The sequence below is a fragment of the Roseateles toxinivorans genome (genome assembly GCF_004362525.1).
Lineage (GTDB): Bacteria > Pseudomonadota > Gammaproteobacteria > Burkholderiales > Burkholderiaceae_C > Paucibacter > Paucibacter toxinivorans.
This window is the reverse complement of sequence record NZ_SNXS01000002.1, coordinates 64,283-90,166: the sequence shown is the minus strand read 5'-3', so window position 1 is coordinate 90,166 and position 25,884 is coordinate 64,283. Positions and strand designations below refer to the sequence as shown.

14 protein-coding genes are annotated in these 25,884 nt (G+C 68.0%); 10 read left to right on the top strand and 4 right to left on the bottom strand.

Translation table 11 applies throughout. The features are described from left to right. Positions 1 to 40: 40 nt before the first annotated feature. From DES47_RS06075 to DES47_RS06060, 4 genes are read left to right on the top strand one after another with little or no spacing between them, the layout of a single operon-like run. Positions 41 to 994, top strand: a complete 954-nt coding sequence (locus DES47_RS06075; protein ID WP_133699800.1) for a ribokinase — start codon at positions 41 to 43, stop codon at positions 992 to 994. Continuing rightward, positions 991 to 3,174: a formylglycine-generating enzyme family protein gene (locus DES47_RS06070; protein ID WP_133699799.1), complete on the top strand. Its 2,184-nt coding sequence runs from the start codon at positions 991 to 993 to the stop codon at positions 3,172 to 3,174. The genes DES47_RS06075 and DES47_RS06070 overlap by 4 nt, the downstream gene beginning before the upstream one ends. Next, positions 3,171 to 5,099 carry a glycoside hydrolase family 127 protein gene (locus tag DES47_RS06065; protein ID WP_208114921.1) on the top strand — a complete coding sequence of 643 codons (1,929 nt, stop codon included), beginning with the start codon at positions 3,171 to 3,173 and terminating at the stop codon, positions 5,097 to 5,099. Before DES47_RS06070 ends, DES47_RS06065 begins: the two co-directional genes overlap by 4 nt. Beyond that, entirely contained in the window at positions 5,086 to 6,303 is a 1,218-nt protein-coding gene (locus DES47_RS06060) for a CaiB/BaiF CoA transferase family protein (RefSeq protein ID WP_133699798.1), read from the top strand. Before DES47_RS06065 ends, DES47_RS06060 begins: the two co-directional genes overlap by 14 nt. Before the next feature lie 6 nt (positions 6,304 to 6,309). On the opposite strand, the gene DES47_RS06055 is transcribed toward DES47_RS06060, so the two are convergent. The 3 genes from DES47_RS06055 to glk form a co-directional block, all read right to left on the bottom strand. After that, entirely contained in the window at positions 6,310 to 8,328 is a 2,019-nt protein-coding gene (locus tag DES47_RS06055) for a S9 family peptidase (protein WP_133699797.1), read from the bottom strand. An 81-nt stretch (positions 8,329 to 8,409) separates the two neighbouring features. Further along, positions 8,410 to 11,190: a TonB-dependent receptor gene (locus DES47_RS06050; protein ID WP_133699796.1), complete on the bottom strand. Its 2,781-nt coding sequence runs from the start codon at positions 11,188 to 11,190 to the stop codon at positions 8,410 to 8,412. A 300-nt stretch (positions 11,191 to 11,490) separates the two neighbouring features. Then, positions 11,491 to 12,510, bottom strand: a complete 1,020-nt coding sequence (glk, locus tag DES47_RS06045) for a glucokinase (protein WP_208114920.1) — start codon at positions 12,508 to 12,510, stop codon at positions 11,491 to 11,493. A 263-nt stretch (positions 12,511 to 12,773) separates the two neighbouring features. Between glk and DES47_RS06040 the strand changes: the two genes are divergently transcribed. Further along, positions 12,774 to 14,693 (top strand): glucokinase, encoded by a 1,920-nt coding sequence (locus tag DES47_RS06040; RefSeq protein ID WP_133699795.1) that lies wholly within the window; start codon positions 12,774 to 12,776, stop codon positions 14,691 to 14,693. Between the two features lie 5 nt (positions 14,694 to 14,698). Here DES47_RS06040 and DES47_RS06035 read toward each other — a convergent pair whose 3' ends face one another. Next, positions 14,699 to 16,057 carry an MATE family efflux transporter gene (locus tag DES47_RS06035; RefSeq protein WP_243748189.1) on the bottom strand — a complete coding sequence of 453 codons (1,359 nt, stop codon included), beginning with the start codon at positions 16,055 to 16,057 and terminating at the stop codon, positions 14,699 to 14,701. A gap of 60 nt (positions 16,058 to 16,117) precedes the next feature. On the opposite strand from DES47_RS06035, the gene creB reads away from it, so the two are divergent. The 5 genes from creB (at position 16,118) to DES47_RS06015 (ending at position 25,884) form a co-directional block, all read left to right on the top strand. Next, positions 16,118 to 16,834, top strand: a complete 717-nt coding sequence (creB, locus tag DES47_RS06030; protein WP_133700753.1) for a two-component system response regulator CreB — start codon at positions 16,118 to 16,120, stop codon at positions 16,832 to 16,834. Positions 16,835 to 16,843: 9 nt separating this feature from the next. Continuing rightward, positions 16,844 to 18,274, top strand: coding sequence for a two-component system sensor histidine kinase CreC (gene creC, locus DES47_RS06025; protein ID WP_133699793.1), 1,431 nt, complete (start codon positions 16,844 to 16,846; stop codon positions 18,272 to 18,274). 109 nt (positions 18,275 to 18,383) lie between these two features. Beyond that, positions 18,384 to 18,542 (top strand): hypothetical protein, encoded by a 159-nt coding sequence (locus tag DES47_RS28645; protein WP_166651874.1) that lies wholly within the window; start codon positions 18,384 to 18,386, stop codon positions 18,540 to 18,542. Continuing rightward, a complete protein-coding gene (gene creD, locus DES47_RS06020) occupies positions 18,539 to 19,939 on the top strand; it encodes a cell envelope integrity protein CreD (protein ID WP_133699792.1) in 1,401 nt (466 codons plus the stop codon). Before DES47_RS28645 ends, creD begins: the two co-directional genes overlap by 4 nt. Positions 19,940 to 19,965: 26 nt before the next feature. Then, complete coding sequence (locus DES47_RS06015; RefSeq protein ID WP_133699791.1) at positions 19,966 to 25,884, top strand: alpha-2-macroglobulin; 5,919 nt, start codon at positions 19,966 to 19,968, stop codon at positions 25,882 to 25,884.

The window sequence follows — 25,884 nt, the reverse complement described above, 5'->3', positions numbered from 1 at the left end:
GGTCCGCCGAAGCCCCGTCCACTCACCCTGCTCGCGCCCCATGATCCTCGTCGCCGGTTCGGCCAATCTTGATTTCGTCGTGCGCGCGCCGCACATCCCGGCACCTGGTGAGACCGTGCTCGGCGGCGCCTTCCAGACCTTTCCCGGCGGCAAAGGGGCCAACCAGGCGATCGCCTGCGCCCGCGCCGGTGGGGCGCGCACGCAGATGCTGCTGGCGCTGGGCTCGGACGCCTATGCCGCACCGATCGAGCACTCGCTGCGCGAGGCCGGTGTGCAGATGCATATCGTGCGCAGCCTGGCCGAACCGACCGGCACGGCCTTCATCTGCCTGGCCGATTCGGCCGAGAACGCCATCACGGTGGCGCCCGGCGCCAACAGCTGCCTGCGCGGCAGCGATCTGCCGCCGCTGACCGGCGTCAGCTATCTGCTGCTGCAGCTGGAAACGCCGATAGCGGCCGTCACCACCTGGGCCCAGGCGGCGAGGGCGCAGGGTGTCAGCGTCGTGCTCAATGCGGCGCCGGCGTGCGAGCTGCCGGTGGCCCTGCTTGGCTCCATCGATTTGCTGATCGTCAACGAGGGCGAGCTGGCCTGCCTGGCAGGCAGCGAGGGCAGCATCATCGAACGGATGCAACGCCTCAACGTGGCGCGGGTGATTGTCACCCTGGGTCCGCGTGGCTGTTGCGCGCTGGACCGCGGCGAGTGGTTGCTGCAGCCCGCCTTTCCGGTCAAGGCAGTGGACACCACCGCCGCCGGCGACACCTTCTGCGGCGCCCTGGTGGCCGCGCTGAGCCTGGGAGCCAATCTGGCCGAGGCGCTGCGCCATGCCAGCGCCGCAGCGGCCCTGGCCTGCACGCGGCTGGGCGCACAGGCCAGCATCCCCTCCTACGACGAGGTTCAGGCGCTGCTGCGCGCCTCGTCCGAAAGACCCCAACACAGCCTGTCCGCGCTGGCCCATCATTGTGGTGTTCCCACGCTTTCGAACGTACCTGCATGAGCTCCGAATCCGACCACCTGCCCGGGCCTGACGACCGGGGCGAGCGCCGCGCGCTGAAGACCGAGTACAAGTTCTCGCACGTCACCACCGGCCGCTACCTGCCCACGCCGGGCAAGGCGCCAGGCTGGCCCTTTGCCGAGATCGGCCACTGGAAGATGGACGTGGCCGGCACGGCGGACGACTGGATCGCCGAGCTGCAGGACTGGCGGCGGGAGCACCTGACCCGCATCGGCTATGACGATGCCAATTACCGCCGGCCCGAGCTGCAGTGGGCGCAGCGCAACTTCGTCCACGCGCAGATGATGGTCGAGGACCGCTATTTCTTCGACGCCGAAGCCGGCCGGTACACCGTCGATCGTTATCTCGACGATCTGGAGCAGCGCTTCGGCGGCATCGACAGCGTGCTGATCTGGTACGTCTATCCGAACATCGGCGTCGATGACCGCAACCAGACCGATCTGGCCCATGACATGCCCGGTGGCCTGGAAGGCCTGCGCGGTGCCATTGCAGACTTCCACCGCCGCGGCGTGCGCGTGTTCCTGCCCACCAAGCCCTGGGACAAGGGCACGCGCGACCAGGGCCAGACCGACTGGCATGCGATCGCCGACATCGTCAAGGCGGTGGGCGCCGACGGCATCAACGGCGACACCTACAACGGCGTGCCGCGGGCCTTCTTCGATGCCTGCGACGCGGTCGGCTGCCCGGTGGTGCTGCAGCCCGAGTCCACTATCTCGGCCGAGGAAGCGCTGATCTGGAATGTGCAGAGCTGGGGCAAGAAGGTGCCTGACAGCGTGATCCCCTCGGTGGCCAAGTGGAAGTGGCTGGAGCCGCGCCACATGATCAATGTCGAGAACCGCTGGGGGCGCGATCGCACCAACGACTTCCAGTACATCTTCTTCAACGGCGTCGGCTACAACGCCTGGGAAAACATCTGGGGCATCTGGAACCAGCTGACGCCGCGCGATGCGCAGACGCTGAAGCGCATCGCCACCCTGCAGCGCGCCGTCGCACCGCTGCTGGTCAGCCTGGACTGGCGGCCCTATGCGCCGACCTTGCAGGCGGGCGTGTTCGCCAGTAGGTTCCCCTGTGAGGGACAGGTCTTGCATACGATAGTCAACCGCAACGAGGTCGAGGTCAGCGGCGAGCAGCTGGCCCTGCCGCATGCTGCAGGAACGACCTACATCGATCTGTGGAGTGGCGTGGCGCTGCAGCCGCGCATCGTCGATGGCCGGGCTCTCATCGAGCTGAGCCTTGAGCCGCGCGGCTATGGCGCGGTCCTGGCCCTCGCGGCCGGCGCCGAGGTGCCGGGGCTGGACGCCTATCTGGCCCGTGCCGCCGAATTCGCCAGGACGCCGTTGCAGTCGCTGTCAGCGCAGTGGAAGTCGATTCCGCAGCAGCTGGTCGAGATCGCGCCCACCGCAGCCGTGTCCGCGGCGCCGAAGGGCATGGTGACGATTCCCGCCGCCGAGTTCGACTTCGTCGTCGGTGGCATCGCCATCGAGGGCCAGACCTGGGCCGGTGTCGATGTCCAGTACCCCTGGGAGCATGAGGCCCGCCGCGGCCACCGCCGCCGCATGCCCATCGCGGCCTTTCACATCGACCAGTACCCGGTCACCAACACGCAGTTCAAGGCCTTCATGGACGCCACGAACTACACGCCGCGCAACGCGCACAACTTTCTGCGCGACTGGCGCGACGGTGCGCCGCTGCCCGGCTGGGACAACAAGCCTGTCACCTGGGTGGGCATCGAGGACGCCCGCGCCTACGCCGCCTGGGCCGGCAAGCGCCTGCCGCGCGAATGGGAGTGGCAGTACGCGGCCCAGGGTCTCGACGGCCGCCTCTATCCCTGGGGCAACAGCTGGCAGCCGGATGTCGTGCCACCGCCGAACCGCGGTCGCACGCTGCTGCCGCCGGCCGACGTGGGCACGCACCCGCAGGGCGCCAGCCCGTTCGGTGTGCAAGACCTGGTCGGCAACGTCTGGCAGTGGACCGATGAATACCGCGACGATCACACCCGCGCGGCCGTGCTGCGCGGCGGCAGCAGCTACCAGCCGCAGACCTCGCATTGGTACTTCCCGAATGCCTACCGGCTCGACCAGCATGGCAAATACCTGCTGATGGCCCCGTCCAAGGACCGCTCGGGCTGCATCGGCTTTCGCTGCGTGGTGGACACGCTGTGAGCAAAACTGCGCCCGTTGGCATGCGGCTGCTGTCGTCCGCCCAGGTGCAGCTGGGCGGTCTGCTCGGCGCCGCGCTCGACGCCAACAGGCGCGGCCGCCTGTCGCGTTTCATCACCGGGCCGACCAGCCCGGCCATCGCCATCTTCGACCCGGCGCGGGTGCTGGCCAATCGCGAGGGCGACTGGTACGGCGAGCATGCCGGCAAGTGGTTGTATGCCGCCGCCAAGGCCTATGCGCGTACGCAGGACGTCAGCTTAAGCGAGCAGCTGCGCAGTGTGGCAGACCATCTGGTGGCGCTGCAGGGCGAGGAGGGCTATCTGGGCACCTATGCGCCCGAGCGCCGCTTCATGCACCAGCAGCCGCCAAAGCCACAGAGCTGGGACGGGGCGCCCAGTGCGCGCACCTGGGACATCTGGACGCACAGCTATCTGGTGCTGGGCCTGCTGGAGCTGCACAAGGCGATGCCTGACGTCCCATCAAGTGCCCGCTATCTGGCGGCGGCACGCAAGATCGGTGACCTCTGCTGGTACACGCTCAGCGAGGGCGGCATCAACATCACCGAGCTGGGCAACCACCATGGCATGTCGGCCACCGTGCTGCTTGACCCCGCCGTCGAGCTGTATCTCGTCACCGGCGAGCGGCGCTATCTGAGCCTGGCCCTGCTGATACTGGAGCAGGCCGACAACCACCCGCCGCTGGCCCTGCTGAGCCGCGCACTGAGTGGCGCCGATGCGGCCGAGATCGCCACCGGCAAGGCCTACCAGCTGGCCTGGAACCTGGTCGGCCTGACCAAGCTGCACAAGGCCACCGGCGTGGCGCTGTACCGCGAGGCGGTCGACAAGCTCTGGCTGAGCATCCGCCGGCATCACCTGACCCTGGGTGGCGGCCCCTGGGGCGGCGTGGCCCATCGCTCGCGCGAGGTCTTCAACGCGCCGGGCGCCTTCCAGGCCCAGGCCTATGTCGAGACCTGCTCGACCCTGGCCTGGCTGCAGCTGAACCGCGAGCTGCTGGCGATCAGCGGCGAGGCGAAGTACGCCGAAGAGATCGAGCGCACCGCCTACAACGACCTGCTCGGGGCGATGGCGCCCAATGGCGAGGACTGGTGCTACTACTCCTTCCCGAACGGTCGGCGCGTGCACACCACCTACTGGCGTTGCTGCAAGTCCAGCGGCGCGATGGCGGTCGAGGAGTTGCCCGCCGCGGCCTATGGCGTCACGGCCGAGGGCGCCATCGCCGTCAATCTCTACGGTCCGGGCCTGGCCTCGGTGCAGCTGGATGGCATCGGTGCGGTGGCGTTGAAGCAGTGCACCGGCTATCCGTTCGACGGCCAGATCCGCTTGCGCGTCACACCGGACCAGACGGCGCGTTTCAATATCCAGCTACGCATTCCGGCCTGGGCACAGCAGGTGCGCATCCAGATCAATGATGAACAGCTGAGCGTGGCCGCCACGCCCGGCAGCTATGCGGAGCTCGATCGCGACTGGACTCCAGGCGACCGCATCACGATGGACCTTGCGATGCCGCCGGTGTTGCACCGCAAGGCCAACCGCAATGTGCAGGAATCGCTGGCGCCCGATGGCTCGCCGGTGCGCCAGCAGGTGCTGTGCCATGAGTATGTGGCCATCACCCGCGGGCCCCTGGTCTATGCCACCGGCCTGATCGACGGCTTCAAGACCGAGGAGAGCATACGGCTGCCCGAGGGCGATCCGACGCAGGCCTTGAGCCTGCTGCCGCTGATCGAGGGCAAGGGCGAGGATGAGGACGCCGCACCTGCGATCGAGCTGCGCCTGGGCTATCGCGCGCCCATCACCTTCTGGCCCTACTACCGTGCCGGCGGCCGCAGCGATGGCAGCTGGCGCCTGACCTGGCTGTCGCTAGCCCCGGACACCGGCTTTTCTTCCGACTTCGAACATGGCAACACCTGACACCTTCAAGCCTGCGCACCGCGACGGCCCGACCGGCCCGCTGAGCGGCGTGCGCGTGCTGGACCTCAGCGCCTATATCGCCGGGCCCTATGGTTGCACGCTGCTGGCCGACCAGGGCGCCGAGGTGATCAAGATCGAGCCGCCCGGTGGCGACAATCTGCGCAGCTATCCCTCGACCCTGCAGGCCGAGAGCCGGGCCTTCATCGGCGTCAACCGCAGCAAGCTCGGTGTGGCGCTGGACCTGAAGAAGGCCGAGGGCCTGGCTCTCTTGATGCGCCTGGTGCGCGAGGCTGACGTGCTGGTGCACAACTTCAGACCCAGCGTGCCCAAGCGCCTGGGCATTGACTTCGAGCAGCTCGGCGCGATCAACCCGCGCCTGATCTACTGCGCCGTCACCGGCTATGGCGAGACCGGGCCGATGAAGGACAAGGCCGGCTACGACCAGGTGCTGCAGACGATGACCGGCATGTGCGCGCTGCAGGGCAAGCGTGGCGGCGCGCCGGAGATCATCTATGGCTCGGTGGTGGACTATTACGCCGCCGCGCTGCTGGCGGCCGGCGTGTCATCGGCGTTGTTTGAGCGCGAGCGCAGCGGCCTGGGCCAGTACGTCGGCGTGTCGCTGCTGCGCAGTGCGCTGACGATGCAGTCGGCGCGGCTGATCTGGGCCGATGGCGAGCCGTTGGACATAGGCCGCGACATGCGATCGGGTGGTGTCACAGGCATCCATCCGGCGCGTGAGGGGCACCTCTACATCTCGGCCAACACGCAGCGCTTCTGGAAAGCGCTGTGCCAGAAGACCGGCCTGACGGAGCTGGCCGACGACGAGCGCTTCGACACCGTGCGCAAGCGGGCCCAGCTGGCCGGCGAGATCATTCCGCGCCTGCACACGGCGCTGCAGGCGCACAGCGCACTGGAGTGGGAGGCGATCTTCGGCGACGAGGTGCCCTGTGCCGCGGCGCGCCGCATCGAGGACATGTTCGACCACCCGCAAGTGCTGGCCGAAGACATGGTGGGCACCATAGACCACCCGGTGATCGGCCCCTACCGTGGTGTGACGCGGCCGCTGAAGTTCGGCCGCACACCGGGGCCTGCTCCCTTTGCCGCACCGGTGTTCGGCCAGCACTCGGACATGGTGGTGCGTGCCAGCGGCTGCAGCGACGCGGAGCTGGCGCTGCTGCGTGCCAGCGGCGCCCTGCCGGAGTAGGGCCGCTCAGCGCGGCGTCAGATGCTTGTCGAGGAAGGTCGCCGTGCGGTTCCAGAAATCAACCCTGTTGGCCGGCACCCGCCAGCCATGGCCCTCGTCTTGATAGACCACCCATTCCAGCGCCGTGTTGCCAGCTTGCACGGCCTTGCGGAAGGCCTCGCCATGGATCAGCGGCACGCGCCGGTCGGCGCTGCCATAGGCCAGCAGCAGCGGCTGCCTGATCCTGGCCGCGTGCGTCAGCGGTGAGTTGTCCTTCAGGTCGGCAGCGTCCTTGACGCGATCGCCGACCAGGGCCGGCATGCCGTGGGTCTTGAACGAGTCCGACATATCGCTCCAGTTGACGGTGTGCAGCATGTCCAGGTCGGTCACGCCGACCCAGGCCACCGCGCAGCGGAACAGATCGGCGTCGCGCACCAGGCCCATCAGCGCCGCATAGCCGCCATAGCTGGCGCCGGCAATGGCGATGCGCTTGGGGTCGGCAATGCCCTGGGCAATGGCCCAGCGCGCCGCGTCGGCCAGATCGGCCTGCATCGCCTTGCCCCATTGGCGCCAGCCGGCCCGGGCATGGGCGGTGCCAAAGCCCAGCGTGCCGCGGAACTGCGGCTGCAGCACGGCATAGCCGCGTGCGTTGAGGAACTGCACCTCGGCGTCCCAGGTCCAGCCGGGGGCACGCACAAACGGCCCGCCGTGCACCAGCACCACCAGGGGCAGGTTCTTCTTGTCCAGCTTCTCCGCACCGGGCGGCAGGCTCAGCCAGGCCGGAATCTCCAGCCCGTCGCGGGCCTTGATGCGCACCATGTCCATGGCCGCCATCTGCTTGGCCTCGATGTCAGGGCGCTCGCCGCCGAGCCGGGTGAACTTGCGGGTTTCGCGGTTGAACAGCAGGTACTGCGTTGGCTGGATGTCGGCAAAGGCCTCGATCAAGACCCAGGGCGCATCGTCGCTCCAGGGCACAGACAGGCGGTTGACGGTGCTGGGCAGCACCTTGTCGATCTGTGCCTGCAGCGTTTGCATGTCTGCGTCCAGCCACTGGGTGACCTCGGCATCGATGGTGAAGCGCAGGCCCAGCACCCTGTCTTGGCGGGCCAGCGCCTGGGCATCGACATCGAACTGGGGTGACTCCGCCAGCGGCTTGGCCGACCAGGTGCCGGTGGCCGGGTCCAGCAGCCACATCGCCTGCTTGTCGCGGCCACGGCGCGCGCTGACATAGAGCTTGCCGTCCGCGCCCACATGGCGCACCTGCAGATCGCCGTCCTCGGTGTAGGCATTGAATTCGGCCAGCACCCGCCATTGGCCGCTGGCAGGGTCCTTCCAGCGCAGGGCGGCCTTCTCGCCGTCGCGGGTCAGCGCCACGCGCAGATTGCCCTGGGCGTCGGGCCACCAGCCGACCGAGTGCAGCGGGCTGTCCACCGTCTCGGCGCGGCCGTTGCGGGTGTCCACGCGCAGGAGCTTGAAAAAGCCCATGTCCTTGCCGTCATAGGCCTCGGGCCGCACGGCCATCACCGCATCGCCCTGGCGCAGCGTGCTGCCGTTGAGCAGAAAGGTGTTCCAGGGCTGCAGCTGCCGGGTGTCGTTGCCGTCCTTCAGCCAGGCGACCTGGCGCTCCACCAGCTGGCGCAGGTTCGCGCCGTCATGGTCCACCGCGAACAGGCCCGGACCAGCGTCTATCTTGCCCTGGGGTGTTTCGCGATCTGTGAGGTCGAAGGCCAGCCGGTCGTTGTTGACCCAGACCACGCGCTCGACGTCCGCGTTATCGGAGTTGTAGACCACCTTGGGCGCCAGGGTGTCGAGCTGCAGCACCGTCAGCATCACCCGGCCCTGGGGGCCGACGCTGCGCATGGCCAGGCGGTGACCATTGGGCGCGAGCACGGCCCCGAGCATCTGCGGGGCGCGGAAAAGGCGCGCGGCGTCGGGCTTGTCGGCTGCTCCCTGGGCCCGGGCCAGCGGCAGGGCGCTGCTCAGCGCCAGGGCGAGCAGGCTGCGTCTGCGCAGGGTGGGGTGGAGCGAGCTTCGGTTCTTGGGCATGGGCTGGGGTGAGAAAGGAAAAAAGCCCCGACGCGCGAACGTCGGGGCTGTTGATGCGCCGGAGCGCTGGTGTTCAGCCTATCAGAATTTGTAGCTGGCACCCAGCAAGACGGTGCGGCCCCACTCGATGTGCTCCAGCGGGCGATCCTTGGTGCCGGCATAGGTCTGGTAGGCGGCGTTGCCCAGGTTGTTGATCTGCAGCTGCAGACCCAGGCCCTTCAGCGATCCTTCGGTGAAGTTGTAGCCGATCTGGGCGTCGACGATGCTCTCGCCGACCACATAGCGCAAGGTGCGGTTGCCGTTGAAGTTGCCGATCTCGCCAATGAAGTCCGAACGCTTGCGCTGGCTGATGCGGGCCTCGAAGCCGGCCTTCTCGTAGTAGAAGGTCAGGTTGGTCACGCGCTTGGACAGGCCGGGCAGCGAGATGTCGCCGGAGCCGACGCTGGAGGCGCTCTCGGGATCCTTGACCTTGATGCTGCTGCTGGTGAAGCTGGCGCTGGCCTGAATGCCAAAGCCGCTCAGCGCCGGCGTCAGCATGTTCAAGGGCAGCGAGGCCGACAGCTCGACACCCGACAGGCGGCCACCCTTGCCATTGTCGGGGGCGGTGTAGGTGCCCAGGGTCTGGATTGGCACCGGCTTGCCATTGGCGTCCAGGATGACCTTGGCGTCGCCGATGAAGGGCGCGAAGTCGTAGTTCGAGATCTTCTGCGTGTAGATGTAGCTCTTCAGGTCCTTGTGGAAGTAGGCGGCGGCCACATAGGCCTTGTTGCCGAAGTACTTCTCGTAAGACAGGTCGAAGGCCACGGCGCGCCATGGGTCGAGCTTGGCGTTGCCACCGCTGGCGCCGGGCTCGCGGAAGCCCTGGGCGTTCGGGTTGTCGCCCACGCCGAACTCCAGCGCCGAGCGCAGCTGATCGACGCGCGGCCGTGCCACCTGCTTGGCCAGGGCCATGCGCAGGGTCTGGTCATTGCCCAGGGCGAACACCAGGTTCATGGCGGGCAGTGCGTCGGTATAGCTCTTGCCGTCTTCCACCGGCTTCGGGTTCGCGCCGTCGGTCAGGCGCACGGCCGTCGAGGACTGGTCGACGCGCTGCAGCTGCACACCGATGTTGCCGCGCACATCGAAGCCGCCGATCTTGGTGTCGATATTGCCCTTCAGGTAGCCGGTGGTGATCGACTCCTTGACGTCCCAGGCCTTGGCCACCAGATAGGGGAAGGCGGTGCCGCTGGGGCTGAAGGTCATGTACTTGGCCACGGCGCCCGGCACATTCCACGCGGGGATCTGGCCCAGGCCGGCAAAGCCAAGGTCCACCAGCCCGTACTGGAACTCCGCACCGACGGCCGTGTCGCCCTGGGCGCCCACATTGATATTGCCCTCGGGCTGGCGCTTCTTCTTCGCGCGGTCGGCGTAGTTCAGGCCGAACTCGATGTCGGACAGGAAGCCGTCGAGCATGGCCGGCACGGCCGCCGTGCCGCCGAAGCGGAAGCTCTTCAGCTCATCTTCCACGCTGGGCACCTTGCCATAGCCGGAGCCGTAGATGGTGCCGCGCAGCAGCAGTTTGGTCGGGTCGGAGTAGCTCAGCGTCGGGATCATCGACGAGAAGCCACCGGTGCCGAAGTTGAGCTTCAGCGTATCCAGCGGCGCGACCGAACCGACCGGCGGGAGCTGGGTGTTGTTCTCAAGGCTCAGCTCGTCGCGCTTGGCCTTGGAGTAGCTGATGTCGGCGTTCCACTTGATGCCGGCGGCCGTGAACTTGTTGTTCCAGCCGATGGCATCGATCGTGTCTTCGCGCTTGTTGTACATGCCGCGAATCAGCGGGTACAGGTTCGCGACTGTGCCGCCGGTGAAGGTGTTGTTGCCGTTGATCTGGGCACCGGTGATGCCGATACGGCCATAGCCACCGTTGTAGTCGCCGAGGTTGACTTCGAACTGGTTGGCCGTGTCTTCCTGCTTGGCGGTCGTGTGATAGACGTCCAGCACGCTGGTCCAGTCCTTGGACGGACGCATTTCCAGCGTGGCCATCAACGCATCGCGCTTGGTCACGCCGGTGCGGCGCAGCGCCTTGATGCCGTTCGAATAGAAGGTGCCCGCCGCCACGCCGGGGCGCCAGCCGTCGCCGACCGCTTCCCAGGGCTCGTACAGGCCCACCTGGTTTTCCTGCACCGGCGTTTCCTGGTGGGCGTAGCCGAGCACCAGGCCCACCGTGCGGTTGGCGAACTGGTCGATGTAGCTGGCGCTGATGCGGTTGCCGGTGGCGTCCGCATTGGCGGCCGATCCCAGCGAGTTGCGCTGTCCGCGCACGTTCAGCGAGACGACGCGGCTGCCGAAGTTCAGCGGGCGCACGGTCTGCATGTCCAGCGTCCCAGACAGGCCCTGGCCGATCAGGCCGGCGTCGGGCGTCTTGTAGACGGTCACGCCGCTCATCAGTTCCGACGGGTACTGATCGAACTCGACGCTGCGGTTGTCGCCGGTGCTGACCAGTTCACGGCCATTGAGCAGGCTGGTGGCGAAGTCGGGCGACAGGCCGCGCACGCTGATGACCTGGGCACGACCGGCCACGCGCTGGGCCGACAGACCGGGCAGACGGGCGATCGACTCGGCGATGCTGTTGTCGGGCAGCTTGCCGATGTCTTCGGCCGAGATCGATTCGACGATGGAGTCGGAGTTCTTCTTCACCGAGATGGCGCTCTCGATGCCGCGGCGGATGCCGGTCACCGTCACGGTGTCCAGCGCTGCGGGGGCCTGCTGCGCGAAGCTCGCGCCCGAGGCCAGCATCAGCAGGGTGCAACCCGCCACCACCGGGCTGACCCGGAAGCGCTGGGCGCCCGAAGCGCCAGCGCGCTTGTTTGCAGAACTCTTCATCTCTTGTCTCCTAGATCTCACTCGAACTACACATCCCAGTGACCTGCCCGCGAGCGGTCAAAAGGAACCCGGAACCGGTGGCCCTATCAGGACCTTGATGCAAGTTTGTACTTAAACTAGATGATTTATCAACCCGATACAAACCCTAAAAGGTGCATTTTTATCTGAGTGAATGCACAGCTTTGGTTCGCATTGCTCTATGGTGAAAGGGATTTCATCGACCTCTGCCGTACCGATGGTGCACCGCTTTGGGTGTTGTTTTGTAGCCAAACTACATTTGAATCGAGCTGCTTGTAGTGCCTAGGCCTGGCGGTATTGCTCGATGGCCAGGGCCGCGCCGGTCAGTGCCGCCAGGGTGTCGGTGATCAGGGCGGTCGGGATTTCTTCCAGGTAGCTGCGAAAGCGCCCCTTGGCCTCGAAGCGTTCGCGAAAGCGCGAGGCGAAGAACATCTCGCCCAGGCGCGGCACGATGCCGCCGCCGATATAGACGCCGCCGCGGGCCCCCAGGGTCAGGGCCACATTGCCGGCGAAGCTGCCGAGCAGGGCGCAGAACATGTCCAGGCTCTGGGCGCACAGCGGGTCGGCGCCCGACAGGCCCAGGGCGACGATCTGCTCGGTGCTCAGTGGCGGGGACGCTTGGTCCAACACATCGGCCAGCGCGCCGTGCAGCACCGGCAGGCCAATGCCGGACAGCAGGCGCTCGGCCGAGACGTGCGGAAAGTCCTGCCGCACGCGGGCCAGCAGCGCGCTCTCGAACTCGTCGCCGGCCGCCAGGGTGGCGTGGCCGCCCTCGCTGGCCAGGGCCACCCAGCCGGCGGAGGTCTGCAGCACGCCGGCCACGCCCAGGCCGGTGCCGGGGCCTATCACCGCCAGCGTGCCCTGGTGCAGTGGCGCCGCGCCGTGGGCCCGCCATTGCGTGGGCTGCAAGCGCGGCAGCGAAAGTGCCAGCGCCTCGAAGTCATTGAGCACCAGCAGCGCCTGCAGATCGAGTTCGCTCTGCACCTGCTGGCGCGAGAAGCTCCAGTGGCTGTTGGTCAGCTCGATGCGGTCGCCGGCCACGGCCGTGGCCACGGCAAAGGCGGCACGGTGCGGCGGCTGGAAATCGCTGCCCAACAGAGTGTTCAGCTGCGCCAGATAGGCCTGCGCCGCTGCGGCCGGGTCGCTGAAGTCGGGCACGGACAGGGTGCGCACATGCTGGACGGCCTCGCTGCGGCCATCTACCCAGCCAAAGCGGGCATTGGTGCCGCCGATATCGGCCACCAGCCAGGGGTGGCTGGCGCTGGCGGCGCTGGAGAGTGGGGGTTGAGCTGGGGCTGGCACGGTGCTCTTGGGTTGGATCGGCCACGGGGTTGGCACTGTTCGGTTGAAATGTAGCTAAACTACATTGCAAAGGCAATAGGCGGAAACGACATGGGTGGAATGAACCTGAGAGGCGCTGATCAGGCTCGGAATATCTGTAGTCAAGCTACACGTTGGGCGTCAAAAGGAAGGCCGGGTTCTTCACCGGCTGGGCTGTCGGCGGGCTGCCCCATAATCGACCGCAGCAGTGCTGCCCCTAACGCCCAACGCCTCATTCCACTGACATGCTCGCCTTTGACAGCCCGCGCCTGATTGCCGACATCGGCGGCACCTATGCCCGCTTCGCACTGGAAACGGCGCAGGGCGAGTTCAGCCATGTGCAGTCCTTGCGCTGCGCCGACTACACCGACTTCCATGCCGCGGTGAAGGGCTATCTGGCGATGCTGCCGCCGGTGCAGGTGGAGCATGCCGGCGTGGCCATTGCCAACCCGGTCGATGGCGACCAGGTGCGCATGACCAACTACCACTGGCAGTTCTCGATCGAGCAGATGCGCCAGCAGCTGGGTCTGGACACCCTGGTGGTGGTCAATGACTTCACCGCGCTGGCGATGGCGGTGCCGCGGCTGTCTGGCCGTGACCGGCGCCAGATCGGCGGCGGTGACGCGAGCAAGCAGAGCGTCATCGGCGTGCTGGGCCCGGGCAGCGGCCTGGGCGTGTCGGGCCTGATCCCGGCCGGCGAGGGCTGGGTGGCCCTCGGCACCGAGGGCGGTCACACCAGCTTCGCGCCGCATGACGAGCGCGAGATCGCGGTGCTGCGCTTTGCCTGGAAGCATTTCGAGCATGTGTCTTTCGAGCGCCTGGTCTCCGGCCCGGGCCTGGAGCTGATGTACCGCGCATTGGCCGAGCATGGCGGCGTGGCCGGCGAAGACCTGCATGCCCCCGAGATCACCCGCCGGGCGCTTGACGGCACCGACCCGGTCTGCGTGGACACGCTGGATGTGTTTTGCGCGCTGCTCGGCACGGCCGCCGCCAATCTGGCGGTGACCCTGGGCGCGCTGGGCGGCATCTATATCGGCGGCGGCATCGTGCCGCGGCTGGGCGAGTATTTCGACCGCTCGCCATTCCGTGCCCGCTTCGAGGACAAGGGCCGTTTCAGCCAGTACGTGGCCGCGATACCGACCTATGTCATCACCGCCGAGCACGCCACCTTCAGCGGCGCCTCGGCGATCCTGGACGCCCAGCTGCGCGCGCTGAAGACCGAGCCCGGCTCGGCCATCCTCGGGCAGATCCGCCGCGCCCGTGCCGAGCTGTCACCGGCCGAGCTGCGAGTGGCCGAGCATGTGCTGGCCCATGCGCGCTCGGTGCTGAACGACCCGATCGCGGAGATCGCGCGCGCCGCGCAGGTCAGCCAGCCGACGGTGATCCGCTTTTGCCGCTCGCTGGGTTGCGAAGGCCTGTCCGACTTCAAGCTGCGCCTGGCCTCGGGCCTGACCGGCACGGTGCCGGTCACCCACACCCAGGTCACGCAGGACGATTCGATGCTGGAGCTCGGCGCCAAGGTGCTGGGCAACACCGCCTCGGCCATCCTGCAGGTGCGCAGCGAGCTGAACCGCGACATGATCGATCGGGCGATCCAGCTGCTGATCCATGCCAAGCGGGTCGAGTTCTATGCCGTCGGCCATTACGGCGTGGTGGCCCAGGACGCGCAGTTCAAGTTCCTGCGCTTCGGCGTGTCCAGCGGCGCCTACACCGACCCGCGTCTGCAGCTGCTCGCCGCCTCGGTACTGAACCCGGGCGATGTGGCGGTGATCATCAGCAGCGGCGGCAAGCTGCCCGAGCTGCTGGAGGTGGCCGAGAAGGCGCGCGAGCGCGGCGCGGCCGTGGTCGCCATCACCGCCAGCCAGTCACCGCTGGCGCGCAAGGCCGATGCCGCGCTGATCGTCGACCATGTGGAAGACGTGGCCACCCATCTGCCGATGGTCAGCCGCATCCTGCACCTGCTGGTGATCGACATCCTGGCCGTCGGCGTGGCCATGCGCCGCAGCCCCGATGGGGTGGGCCTGCTCAGCGGCCCGGCCGACGAGCGCCTCGACGAGTCGGATGCCAGCCCCGTGACGCCGCAGCCACCCACCGGTGCCCGCCGTGCCGCGCCGGGCGTCAGCCTGGCCGGACCGCTGGCACGACTGACCTCGCACAGCCGCTAGGCCACTCAGGCCGCCGCATTGGCCGCGCGCAGCCGCCGGTGCGCCGCGCGGGCGTGGGGCAGCCAGCCCAGCGTGGCCCAGCGCCGCCACATCAGCAGGCCGCGTATCCATTCATCGGCGGCATAGGCGATCCACAGCCCGGCCAGGCCCCAGCCGAAATAGATGCCCAGCACCCAGCTGCCGCCGGCCAGCACCAGCAGCATCGAGGCTGCACCGGCCACCACCGGATAGCGGGCATCGCCGGCCGCGCGCAGCGCGTTGATGACGACCAGGTTGAAGGTGCGGCCCGGCTCCAGCAGCACGGTGATCCACATCAGCGTGGTGCCGGTGGCGATGATCTGCGGGTCTTGCGTGAACCAGCCCAGCATCCACGGCGCGGCCAGCGCGGCGCACAGCGCCACCATCGTGCTGACGGCCAGGCCGCGCGCCAGCGCCCGCCGCACCAGCCGGTGCGCCTGGTGCAGGCGCCCGGCGCCTATCATGTGGCCGACGACGATCTCCACCGCAAAGCCGGTGGCCAGACCGAACAGCAGCACGCCATACATCAGCTGCAGCGCATAGGCCTGGGTCGCCAGCGCCTGGGTGCCCAGCAGGGCCGCCACCGCGACGCTGACCATGAAAGCCAGCCGGTAGGCGATGTTCTCGGCCGCGCCGGGCAGGCCGATGTGCAGCACCGCGGCCAGCTCGCGCCGGGGCAGGCGCCACCAGTCGGCGGCCGAGGGGCGGATGCCCAGCCGCGTGCGCCACAGCCACAGGTGCAGCGCCAGGCCCAGCGCCCGGCTGATCGCCAGCGCCAGCGCAAAGCCGGGCAGGCCCATGCGCTGCATCAGTGGCCAGGCCAGGGCCAGGTGGCAGACATGCATGGCGACGAACACGGCCAGCGTGTCACGGGTGCGCAGATGGGCGCGCATCACGCTGGCCATCGAGGCGTTCCAGGCATCGAGCAGCATCGCCACGCACAGCGACTGCAGAAACACGGTGGCGAGAGGCAGCACCTCGGCCGGCGCATTCATCAGGCGCAGCAGGGGCCCGGCACCCACCAGCGCGAGCAGGGCCGTGCCCAGGCCTATCCAGCTGCTGGCGCCCAGCACCGCGCGGGCCACCTGGTCGGCGGTGTCGCGTCGGCCGCCGCCCAGGCTTTGCGTGACCACCACGCTGACCCCGGCGCCGATGATGCGCAACAGGATGAACAGCGTGGCCGAGACCTGGTTGGCCAGCGCGAAGGCGCCACCGGCACTGTCGGACATGCGCCCGGCCAGCACCGTGCCGACCATGCCCACGGCAATGGCCAGCCAGAGTTCGAGAAACAGGGGCCAGGCGAGGGTGAGCAGGCGCGGTGACGCGGCTTGGGGTGCGGACGACATGGCGGGCATCATGCCTCGGCCTGCGTGCTCCGCGCACCGTCTGCGTATGATTTGCCCATGATGCCAATCAAGCCCTTGATCCTGATCGTCGAAGACGAGCCCGGCATCGCCGACACGCTGCAATACGCGCTGCGCACCGATGGCTTCGAAGCGCTGTGGTGCGCGACCGCCGAGGCAGCCCTCACGGCGGTGGCCCAGCGCGTGCCGGCGTTGATCATTCTCGATGTGGGCCTGCCGGACATGAACGGCTTCGAGCTGTTCAAGCGGCTGCGCCAGAGCCTGATCGAGGTGCCTGTGGTCTTTCTGACCGCGCGCGGCGCCGAGATCGACCGCGTCGTCGGCCTGGAGCTGGGCGCCGACGACTATGTGGCCAAGCCCTTCTCGCCGCGCGAGCTGGTGGCGCGGGTGCGCACCGTGCTGCGCCGGGCCGGCAAGAGCGCTTCGGCGCCTGCGCCCAGCGCGGTGTTCGAGCTCGACGAGGGCCGGCGCCAGATCCGCTTCTATGGCCGGCCGCTGGACCTGTCGCGCTACGAGTTCGGCCTGCTGAAGGCCCTGATGCGCCGCCCCGGCCACGTGTTCACCCGCGACGCCTTGCTGGCCCAGGTCTGGGACGATCACAGCGACAGCCTGGACCGCACCGTCGATGCCCATGTGAAGACGCTGCGCGCCAAGCTGAAGGTGATCGCCCCGCAGCTGGAGGCCATACGCACGCACCGCGGCACCGGCTATGCGCTGGCAGAAGACCTGCCGGCCGTCCTTCACTCGACCCCTCATTGAGACAGCCGCTTGAGCCAACGCAACCGCGTCTTCGTCGCCGTCCTCTTGGCCTATGCCCTGGGCCTGGCGCTGCTGATGTGGCGCCTGCTCGGTGACATCGATCCGCGCTACCGCGAATCGGCCGAGGAGTCGATGGTCGAGACGGCGCATCTGCTGGCCAGCCTGATCGAGCAGCAGTCCACCGATGTGATCAACACCAGGGCGCTGAAACCGGTGTTCCAGTCGCTCCACGAGCGCCGCATCAAGGCCGACATCTTCGGCTTCGAGAAGACCCGCATCGAGCTGCGCGCCACCGTGGTGGACGCCGCCGGCCGGGTGCTGCTCGACTCGACCGGCCGCTTCGAGGGCGCCGATTTCTCGCAGTGGCGCGACGTCAAGCTGGCCCTGGCCGGGGAGTACGGCGCAAGGCTGACGCCCGATGTCGAGGGCCAGACCAGCACCTCGGTGATGTATGTGGCCGCGCCGATACGGCTGCAGGGCCGCATTGCCGGCGCGGTGACCGTGGGCAAGCCGACGCAGAGCTTCGGCCAGTTCGTGCAGGCGGCGCGGCAGAAGACCCTGCTGGTGGGCCTGACCTCGGTGGCCGCCGTGCTGGTGCTGATGCTGATCCTCTCGGTCTGGCTGGTGCGGCCCTGGGGCTTTGCGGCCGACTATCTACGCTTTGTGCGCGCCCAGCGCAGCTTCAGCCTGCCGCGGCTGTCCCGCCGCGCCTGGGGCACGCTTGGCGCGGCCTATGCCGAGATGCGCGATGCGCTGGCCGGCCGCAACTATGTGGCCGACTATGTGCAGACCTTGACCCATGAGCTGAAGAGCCCGCTGTCGGCGATACGCGGCGCGGCCGAGCTCTTGCATGAACCGATGGCCGACAGCGACCGCCAGCGCTTCGTTGGCAATATCGAGCGCGAAACCCAGCGCATCCAGGAGCTGGTGGACCGGATGATGGAGCTGGCCGCACTGGAGTCGCGCCGCAGCCTGGAGCATCCGCAGCCGGTGGGCTTGCGCGCGCTGCTGGACGATATCTGCGCCAGCGCCTCGGCCGCTGGTGCGCCACGCCGCATCCAGGTGCAGCTGCTGGCCGGCGACGACGCGCAGGTGCTCGGCGACGCCTTCCTGCTGCGCCGCGCGGTCGGCAATCTGCTCGACAACGCGCTGGATTTCTCGCCCTCAGGCAGCCTGATCACCGTGGGTTTGCAGCTGCATGCCCGTCGCGCCGATGTGGTTGTGCAAGACCAGGGCCCTGGCATCCCCGACTATGCCGACGACAAGGTGTTCGAGAAGTTCTACTCGCTGGCCCGCCCCCACACCCAGCGCAAGAGCACCGGCCTGGGCCTGCCCTTCGTCAAGGAGATTGCGGCCCTGCACGACGGCCGGGTCAGCCTGCGCAATGCGGATGAGGGCGGGGCGGTGGCGGTGCTGTCCCTACCCCGGTTGATGGGCTGACTTCACAGAGACTTCACACAAGTCGAAAAGGCTTCTTACGGCGTTCTCCGAGCCGGCCGATGCTGAGCAGCGTTGCTCATCACTCAAACGCTTGCTCAGGGAGAACACCATGTCGAAGAGAACTCAGCGCTTCATTCAGCGCTTCCTGCCCTGGTCGCTGACGGCCAGATTCCTGCTGTGCAGCGCCATCTGCATCGTCGCCGCTGCGCTGTGCGTGCTCGGGGCCCAGGCGCAGGGCCTGGCGTTCACCGTGGCGGGGGCGGCATGAGGTTCCCGGTGTTGACCAAGGCGCTGGCGCTGATCGCCGTGCTGCTGGCGCTGATGATGGCGCTGGCATCGGTGACCGGCATCGTCCGTGAGCGCGAATCGCGGCTGCGCGAAGCCCAGGCCAGCGTGGCCGATGGGCTGGCCGGCGCGCAGACGCTGCTGGGCCCGGTGCTGCGGCGGGCCTGCGACGAGCGCTGGGACGTGATGCAGGGCGAGGGCAAGGAGCGCCAGCTGGTGACCGAGCGGCGCGACTTCGTGCTGACCAGCCTGCCGGCAACCCTGGACATCAAGGCCAAGGCCGATATCGCGCCGCGCTACCGCGGCATCTTCAAGGTCAACACCTACACGCTGGGCAGCAGCTTCAGCGCCCAATGGGCCGACCTGAGCGCGCTGCGCCCCCGCGCCGAGCATGCCGGCGGGCGGCTGCACTGCGAGCCGCCGCAGGTGTTTGTGGCCGTCGGCGATGCGCGCGGCATACGCGTGGCCACCGTCACGGCCAATCAGCAAGCATTGGCCATCCTGCCGGGCACCGGCCATGGCAAGCACGGCCGTGGCTTTCATGCGCAGCTGCCCGCCGAATGGGTGGACAACAGCGCCGCGCCGCTGAAGCTCAGCGTCGGGCTCGATCTGGTCGGCACCGGCACGCTGGCCTTTGCGCCGCTGGGCGAGATCACGCAGCTGGAGCTGCGCTCCGACTGGCCCCATCCCTCGTTCGGGGGCCGGTTCTTGCCCAGCAAGCGTGAAGTGACCGCCAAGGGCTTCACCGCGAACTGGCAGCTCAGCGCACTGGCCACCTCGGCGCCGCAGGAGTTGCTGACCGGCGCCGGCCTGTGTGCCTTCGGCGACATCGGCCCTGAGACCAACAAGACCGCCTGCGTCGAGACCTTCGGCCTGAGCTTCATGGACCCGATCAGCGTCTACTCGCTCAGCGACCGTGCCACCAAATACGGCCTGCTGTTCATCGCCCTGAGCTTTGTCGCCGTGGGCCTGGTCGAGGTCTTGCGGCGCCTGCGGGTGCACCCGATTCAGTATCTGCTGGTGGGCTGCGCCTTGAGCGTGTTCTTCCTGCTGCTGGTCAGCCTCAGCGAGCATCTGGCCTTCGAGTGGGCCTATCTGGTGGCCAGTGCGGCCTGCACGGTGCTGCTGGGCTTCTACGGCAGCTTCGTGCTGCGCGGATGGACCGCCGGCCTGGCCTTTGGCGCCGGCATCGCGGCGCTGTTCGGCACGCTGTACGTTCTGCTGCAGCGCGAGCAGACGGCCCTGATGCTGGGCTCGCTGCTGTTGTTCGGGGTGCTGGTGGTGATCATGGTGGCCACGCGGCGCATCGACTGGTATGCGCTGATGACGCAGATGCGTGAGGGCGGGCAGCCGAAGGATGTCACGCCACGCACCACATAATCGAGCGCAAAACGGGGAGCTGGGTCATGTCGGAACAAGCATCGGGCGGGTCACGGATCTGGGGCGGCATTGGCCGCGCTGCCAGTGGCCTGCTTGGCACCTGGAGCGCGCCGCCCTGGCTGCGCTGGAGCGGCGCCAAGCTGCATGCCGCAGGCTCGGCTTCGGTGGCCACCGTCCGCGCCCGGCCCCGCACCAGCGCCGGTGTGCTGGCGGCCCTGTTGGCGGCCGGCGTCGGCGGCTACTACGGCTATGCCTGGTGGCAGGCCCGGCCCAAGCCGATCGAGGTCACCTTTGCCTTCACCAACCCGCCGCTGACCGATTTTCTGAACAACGGCACGGCGCAGCCGCTGTCGGTCAAGTTCTCGAAATCGGTCGCGCCGCTGGCCCTGGTGGGCAAGGAAGTGCAGGCCGGCATCGTCGCCACGCCGGCGATCGACGGCAGCTGGCGCTGGGCGGCCGATGACCGGCTGGAGTTCACGCCCAAGCAGGAGTGGCCGGTCGGTGCCGAGGTCAAGGTGGTGCTGGACCGCCAGGCCGTCGCGCCCCAGGTGCGGCTGGCGCAGTACGAGTTCGCCTATGCCAGCGCCGCCTTCGTGCCGGCGGTGCGCAAGGCCGAGTTCTACCAGGACCCGGTCAATCCGGCGCTGAAGAAGGCCGTGTTCGAGCTGGGCTTCAGCCATCCGGTCAACGCGGCGGAGCTGGAAAAGCGCATCGAGCTGCAGCTGGCCGGCCAGGCTGCCGGCGTGCTGGGCGTGGGCCGCGAGACGACGAAGTTCACCGTCAGCTACGACAAGCTGAAGCTGTCGGCCTACGTGCATTCGGCCGCGCTGCCGATACCGAAGGAATCGACGACTCTGAACCTGACCGTCGACAAGGGCCTGGTCGCCCAGGCCGGCGGGCCGGCGACCAAGGAGGTGCTGGCCAAGGCGGTGGCGGTGCCAGGTCTGTACAGCCTCGCGCTGGGCGAGGTGGTCGCCAAGGTGGTGACCAACGAGCGCTACGAGCCCGAGCAGGTGTTGCTGGTCAATGTTTCGCAGCCAGTGCATGAGCGCGAGGTGGCCAAGAGCATCAGCGCCTGGGTGCTGCCGGTGTTCCGGCCTGGCGCGAAGAAGGACGAGCAGGAGCTAGGCCCCTACGCCTGGCCCGATCCGGCGGAAATCACCGATGCGGTGCTGAAGCAATCCACCAAGCTGGAGCTGACGCCGGTGGCGGCCGAGCGCGAGCACACCGAGCTGCATTCGTTCAAGATCCGCGCCGATGTCGGCCGCGTGCTCTATGTGCAGCTGGAGCCCAAGGCCAAGAGCTTTGGCGGCTATCTGATGCGCGAGCGGGGCCAGCGCCTGGTCAAGGTGCCGCCGTTCCCGCCGGAGCTGCGCATCCTCAGCCAGGGCGCCTTGCTGCCGATGAGCGGCGAGAAGAAGTTGGCCGTGCTGGTGCGCGACCTGCCGGGCCTGCGCATCGAGCTGGGCCGCGTGCAACCGTCGCAGCTGCAGCACCTCGTGTCGCAGGCCCAGGGCAGCTTCACCAACCCCGAGTTCTACGGCAGCTTCGGTCCGGACAATATGACCGAGCGCTTCGAGCGCAAGCTGCCCTTGCCGCAGCTGCAGCGGGGCAAGCCGCACTACGAGGCGATCGACCTGTCCGAATACCTGGCCAAGGACGGCGAGCAACGCCGCGGCCTGTTCCTGCTGAAGGTTCAGGGCTATGACCCGAAAGCCGAAGACGACCGCCGCGCCGCGCCGGCCCGCACCGAACCGGAGGAGGGCGACGGCGAGGGCGGTGATGGTGAAGCCGCGCCGCAAGATGGCACCGATCCGGCCAGCATGGAGCAGAGCCGGCTGCTGCTGGTCACCGACCTGGGCCTGTTGATCAAGCAGAGCACCGACGGCTCGCGCGATGTGTTCGTGCAATCCATCTTCACCGGCCTGCCGCTGGCCGGAGTGACGGTCGAGGTGATGGCCAAGAACGGCAGCATCCTGTTCAGCCAGTTGACCGACGCCGGCGGCCGCGCCCACTTTGACAAGCTCGAGGGCCTGAACCGCGAGCGCGCGCCGTTGCTGGTGCTGGCGAAGAAGGCCGGCGATATGAGCTTCATGCCGCTGAACCGTTATGACCGCCAGCTCGACTATTCGCGCTTCGATGTCGGCGGCATGCCCAATGCCCGCACGCAGGATCAGCTGAGCGCCTATCTGTTCTCCGACCGCGGCATCTACCGCCCCGGCGAGACGATGAAGATTGGCCTGATCGTCAAGGCCGCCGACTGGGCCAAACCGCTGGCCGGCGTGCCGCTGGAGGCCGAGGTGCTCGATGCGCGCGGGCTGACCGTCAAGCGTGAGCGTCTGCGTCTGGCGGCCGGCGGCTTTGCCGAGCTGAGCCACGCGACCCTGGAGACCTCGCCCACCGGCAACTACACGGTCAATCTGAACATCATCGGCAAGGATGGCCGCGTCGAGCGGCAGATCGGCACCGTCACGGTCAAGGTGCAGGAGTTCCTGCCGGACCGGATGAAGGTCACGGCGCAATTGTCATCGCCCTCGGTCGAAGGCTGGGTGAATCCGAAGGACTTGAAGGGCCGCATCAACGCGCAGAACCTGTTCGGCACGCCCGCCGAGAGCCGCCGCGTCGAGGCCAGCATGACCCTGCAGCCGGCCTGGCCGGCCTTCCGCAGCCATGCCGACTACCAGTTCTACGATCCGCAGCGCGCCAAGGAGGGCTTCACCGACGAGCTGCCCGCCGGCCAGACCGATGCGAACGGCGATGCCGAGTTCGACTTGCGGCTGCAGCGCTTTGCCAAGGCCACCTACCGGCTGAGCCTGCTGGCCAAGGTGTTCGAACCCGAGGGCGGCCGCAGCGTGGCGGCCGAGACCAGTGCGCTGGTGTCCGAGCAGGCCTTCCTGATCGGCGTCAAGCATGACGGCGACCTGGGCTTTGTGTCGCGTGGCAGCCAGCGCTTCAGCCATCTGATCGCCATCGACCCGGCGGCGAAGAAGACAGCCGTGCAAGACCTGACCCTGCAGTTCGTCGAGCGCAAGGTCGTGTCGGTGCTGATGCGCCAACCGAATGACACTTACCGCTACGAGTCGCGCAAGAAGGAGAGCGTGATCAGCGAGAGCGCGCTGGCGATCCCCGCCGCTGGCCACAAGCTGGCGCTGGACACCGGCAAGGCCGGCAACTACAGCTATGTGTTGCGCGATGCCACCGGCATCGAGCTGAACCGCATCGACTACAGCGTGGCCGGCGCGGGCAATGTGACGCGCTCGCTGGAGCGCAATGCCGAGCTGCAGCTGACCTTGAGCAAGAAGGATTACGCGCCGGGCGAAGACATCGAGATCAGCATCCGCGCGCCCTACGTCGGCGCCGGGCTGATCACGATCGAGCGCGACAAGATCTACTCGCAGCAGTGGTTCAAGACCACCACCACCGCCTCGGTGCAGAAGATCAAGCTGCCCAAGGACTTCGAGGGCAATGGCTATGTGAATGTGCAGTTCGTTCGCGACCCGGCCTCGGACGAGATCTTCATGAGCCCGCTGAGCTATGGCGTCGTACCCTTCGCCACCAGCCTCGCGCAGCGCACCAACAATCTGAAGCTCACCGTGCCCGAGCTGACCAAGCCCGGCCAGGTGCTGAAGATCAAGCTCGCCGCCGAGAAGCCGACCCGCGCGGTGGTGTTCGCCATCGACGAGGGCATTCTGCAGGTAGCCCGCTACCAGACCGCCGATCCGCTGGGCTTCTTCTTCCAGAAGCGCGCACTGGAGGTACGCAGCACGCAGATCCTCGACCTGATACTGCCCGAGTTCAAGCGCCTGATGGCCGCCTCGGCCCCGGGCGGCGATGACGCCGGCGCCAATGCCCGCCAGCTGAATCCGTTCAAGCGCAAGGGCGAGGCGCCGGCCGTGTACTGGTCGGGCATCGTCGACGTGAGCGGCGAGAAGGAGTTCAGCTACACCGTGCCGGGCCACTTCAATGGCACCTTGCGGGTGATGGCCGTGGCCGTCAACGACACTGCCATCGGCGTGGCCCAGACCAAGGCGCTGGTGCGCGGTGACTTCGTGCTGTCGCCCAATCTGCCGTTGATGGTCACACCGGGCGACCAGTTCGAGGTCTCGGTCGGTGTGGCCAACAACGTCACCGGCGCGCCCAAGGATGCGCCGGTGCTGCTGGCGATCAAGTCGGCCGCCACCTTCGAGCTGGTGGGCGACCCCAGCCAGACATTGAAGATCAGCCCCATGCGTGAAGGCGTGGCCCGCTTCAAGCTGAAGGTGAAGGATGCCGCTTCGGCCAAGCTCGGCTCTGCCACCTTGGAGTTCACCGCCAGCTGGAACGGCAAGACGGCGACGCGCCGCATGGACATCAGCGTGCGCCCGGCCACGCCCATGGCCACGACGCTGAGCATAGGCAGCTTCAGCGGCTCCAAGGACGTGGACACGCCGCGCAGCCTGGTGCCCGAGTTCCGCAAGCAGGAGGTGGCGCTGTCGGTGCTGCCGCTGGCACTGGCGCCGGGGTTGATGACCTACCTCGACCACTTCGAGCATGCCTGCACCGAGCAGCTGGTGAGCCGCAGCCTGCCCGCCCTGGCCCTGGCCAAGCGGCCCGAGTTCGCGCAGGACCGACCGCCGCAGAACGCCGCTTCAAGCCTGCAGCAGACGCTGAACGTGCTGCGCACGCGGCAGAACGCGCAGGGCGGCTTCGGCCTCTGGGCCGCCTCGGTGCAAGCCGACGAGTACGCGTCCGTCTATGCCGTGCACCTGATGCTGGAAGCGCGCGAGCTCGACGTGCCTGGTGCCACCGTGCCGGCCGACATGCTGAACAAGGGCCTGGAGTATCTGCAGCAGCTGGCGGGCAGCAATCCGGCCGACCTGAACGCGGCGCGCCAGCGGGCCTACGCGATCTATCTGCTGACGCGCAACGGCGCGGTGACGACGCCGCTGCTGGCGGGCCTGCGCGAAACGCTAGACGCCAAGCACGCGAAGGAGTGGAAGCTGGACGCCACCGCCGCCTATCTGGCCGCAACCTACCAGCTGCTGAAGCAGGAGAAGCCTGCGGCCGAGCTGATCGCACCGCTGGCCAAGCAGGTCGAGCAGGGCGGGCCGGTCTATCGCTACGCCTACTACAACGACCCGACGATACGTGACGCGCAGACCTTGTACCTGCTGGCCCGCCACTTCCCGGCGCGGCTCAAGGGCCTGGACGCCAAGGCCTACGCCCGCTTCGTCGCGCCGCTGGCCAGCGGTGGCTACAACACCGTGTCCTCGGCCTGGACGGTGCTGGCCTTCGACGCGATGGCGCGCACCCTGGGCGAGCAGGCGCTGGGCAAGCTGGCCGTCGTCCAGCTCGATGCCAAGGGCGTGGCCACGCCGCTGGTGCTGCCGGCCAATCTGCTGCCGCGCGCGGCCTTCCTGCCTGGCACCACCAAGCTGAAGCTCAGCAATGAGAGCAGCGGCCTGACCAGCTACTACGCCGTCACGCAGACCGGCTTCGACGCCGTGCCGCCGACGCAGGAGCTGAAGTCCGGCCTGGAGGTGGTGCGCGAGTATGTTGGCGCGGATGGCAAGCCGGTCACGCAGATGAAGGTCGGCGATGAGGTGACGGTGCGGCTGAGCCTGCGCGGCATGCCGATGACCAGCGCCTCGGGCGCGGGCAGTGCGGCCGTCAGCAGCGTGGCGCTGACCGATCTGCTGCCCGGCGGCTTCGAGCCGGTGCAGGGGCGCGATGCGAATGGCGCACCGAGCACTGTGGCCGGCCCGAATCTGGAGTTCGCCGATGTGCGCGAAGACCGTGTCGTGATCTACAGCTGGGCCGAGGACAAGGTGCAGACCTACACGTACAAGATCCGCGCCACCAATATCGGCGAGTTCGTCGTGCCGCCGGCCTTTGCGCAATCGATGTACGAGCGCGAGCGGCAGGCGCGTTCGCTGGCCGGGCGCATGGTGGTGGTGGCGAAGTGA

Bases quoted from the DNA above. Each gene is read 5' to 3' on its own strand.
- DES47_RS06055 (WP_133699797.1), bottom strand. From the start codon at position 8,328: ATGCCCAAGAACCGAAGCTCGCTCCACCCCACCCTGCGCAGACGCAGC.
- DES47_RS06075 (WP_133699800.1), top strand. From the start codon at position 41: ATGATCCTCGTCGCCGGTTCGGCCAATCTTGATTTCGTCGTGCGCGCG.
- DES47_RS06070 (WP_133699799.1), top strand. From the start codon at position 991: ATGAGCTCCGAATCCGACCACCTGCCCGGGCCTGACGACCGGGGCGAG.
- DES47_RS06050 (WP_133699796.1), bottom strand. From the start codon at position 11,190: ATGAAGAGTTCTGCAAACAAGCGCGCTGGCGCTTCGGGCGCCCAGCGC.
- DES47_RS28645 (WP_166651874.1), top strand. From the start codon at position 18,384: ATGTCGAAGAGAACTCAGCGCTTCATTCAGCGCTTCCTGCCCTGGTCG.
- creB (WP_133700753.1), top strand. From the start codon at position 16,118: ATGCCAATCAAGCCCTTGATCCTGATCGTCGAAGACGAGCCCGGCATC.
- DES47_RS06040 (WP_133699795.1), top strand. From the start codon at position 12,774: ATGCTCGCCTTTGACAGCCCGCGCCTGATTGCCGACATCGGCGGCACC.
- DES47_RS06035 (WP_243748189.1), bottom strand. From the start codon at position 16,057: ATGTCGTCCGCACCCCAAGCCGCGTCACCGCGCCTGCTCACCCTCGCC.
- DES47_RS06060 (WP_133699798.1), top strand. From the start codon at position 5,086: ATGGCAACACCTGACACCTTCAAGCCTGCGCACCGCGACGGCCCGACC.
- creD (WP_133699792.1), top strand. From the start codon at position 18,539: ATGAGGTTCCCGGTGTTGACCAAGGCGCTGGCGCTGATCGCCGTGCTG.
- DES47_RS06015 (WP_133699791.1), top strand. From the start codon at position 19,966: ATGTCGGAACAAGCATCGGGCGGGTCACGGATCTGGGGCGGCATTGGC.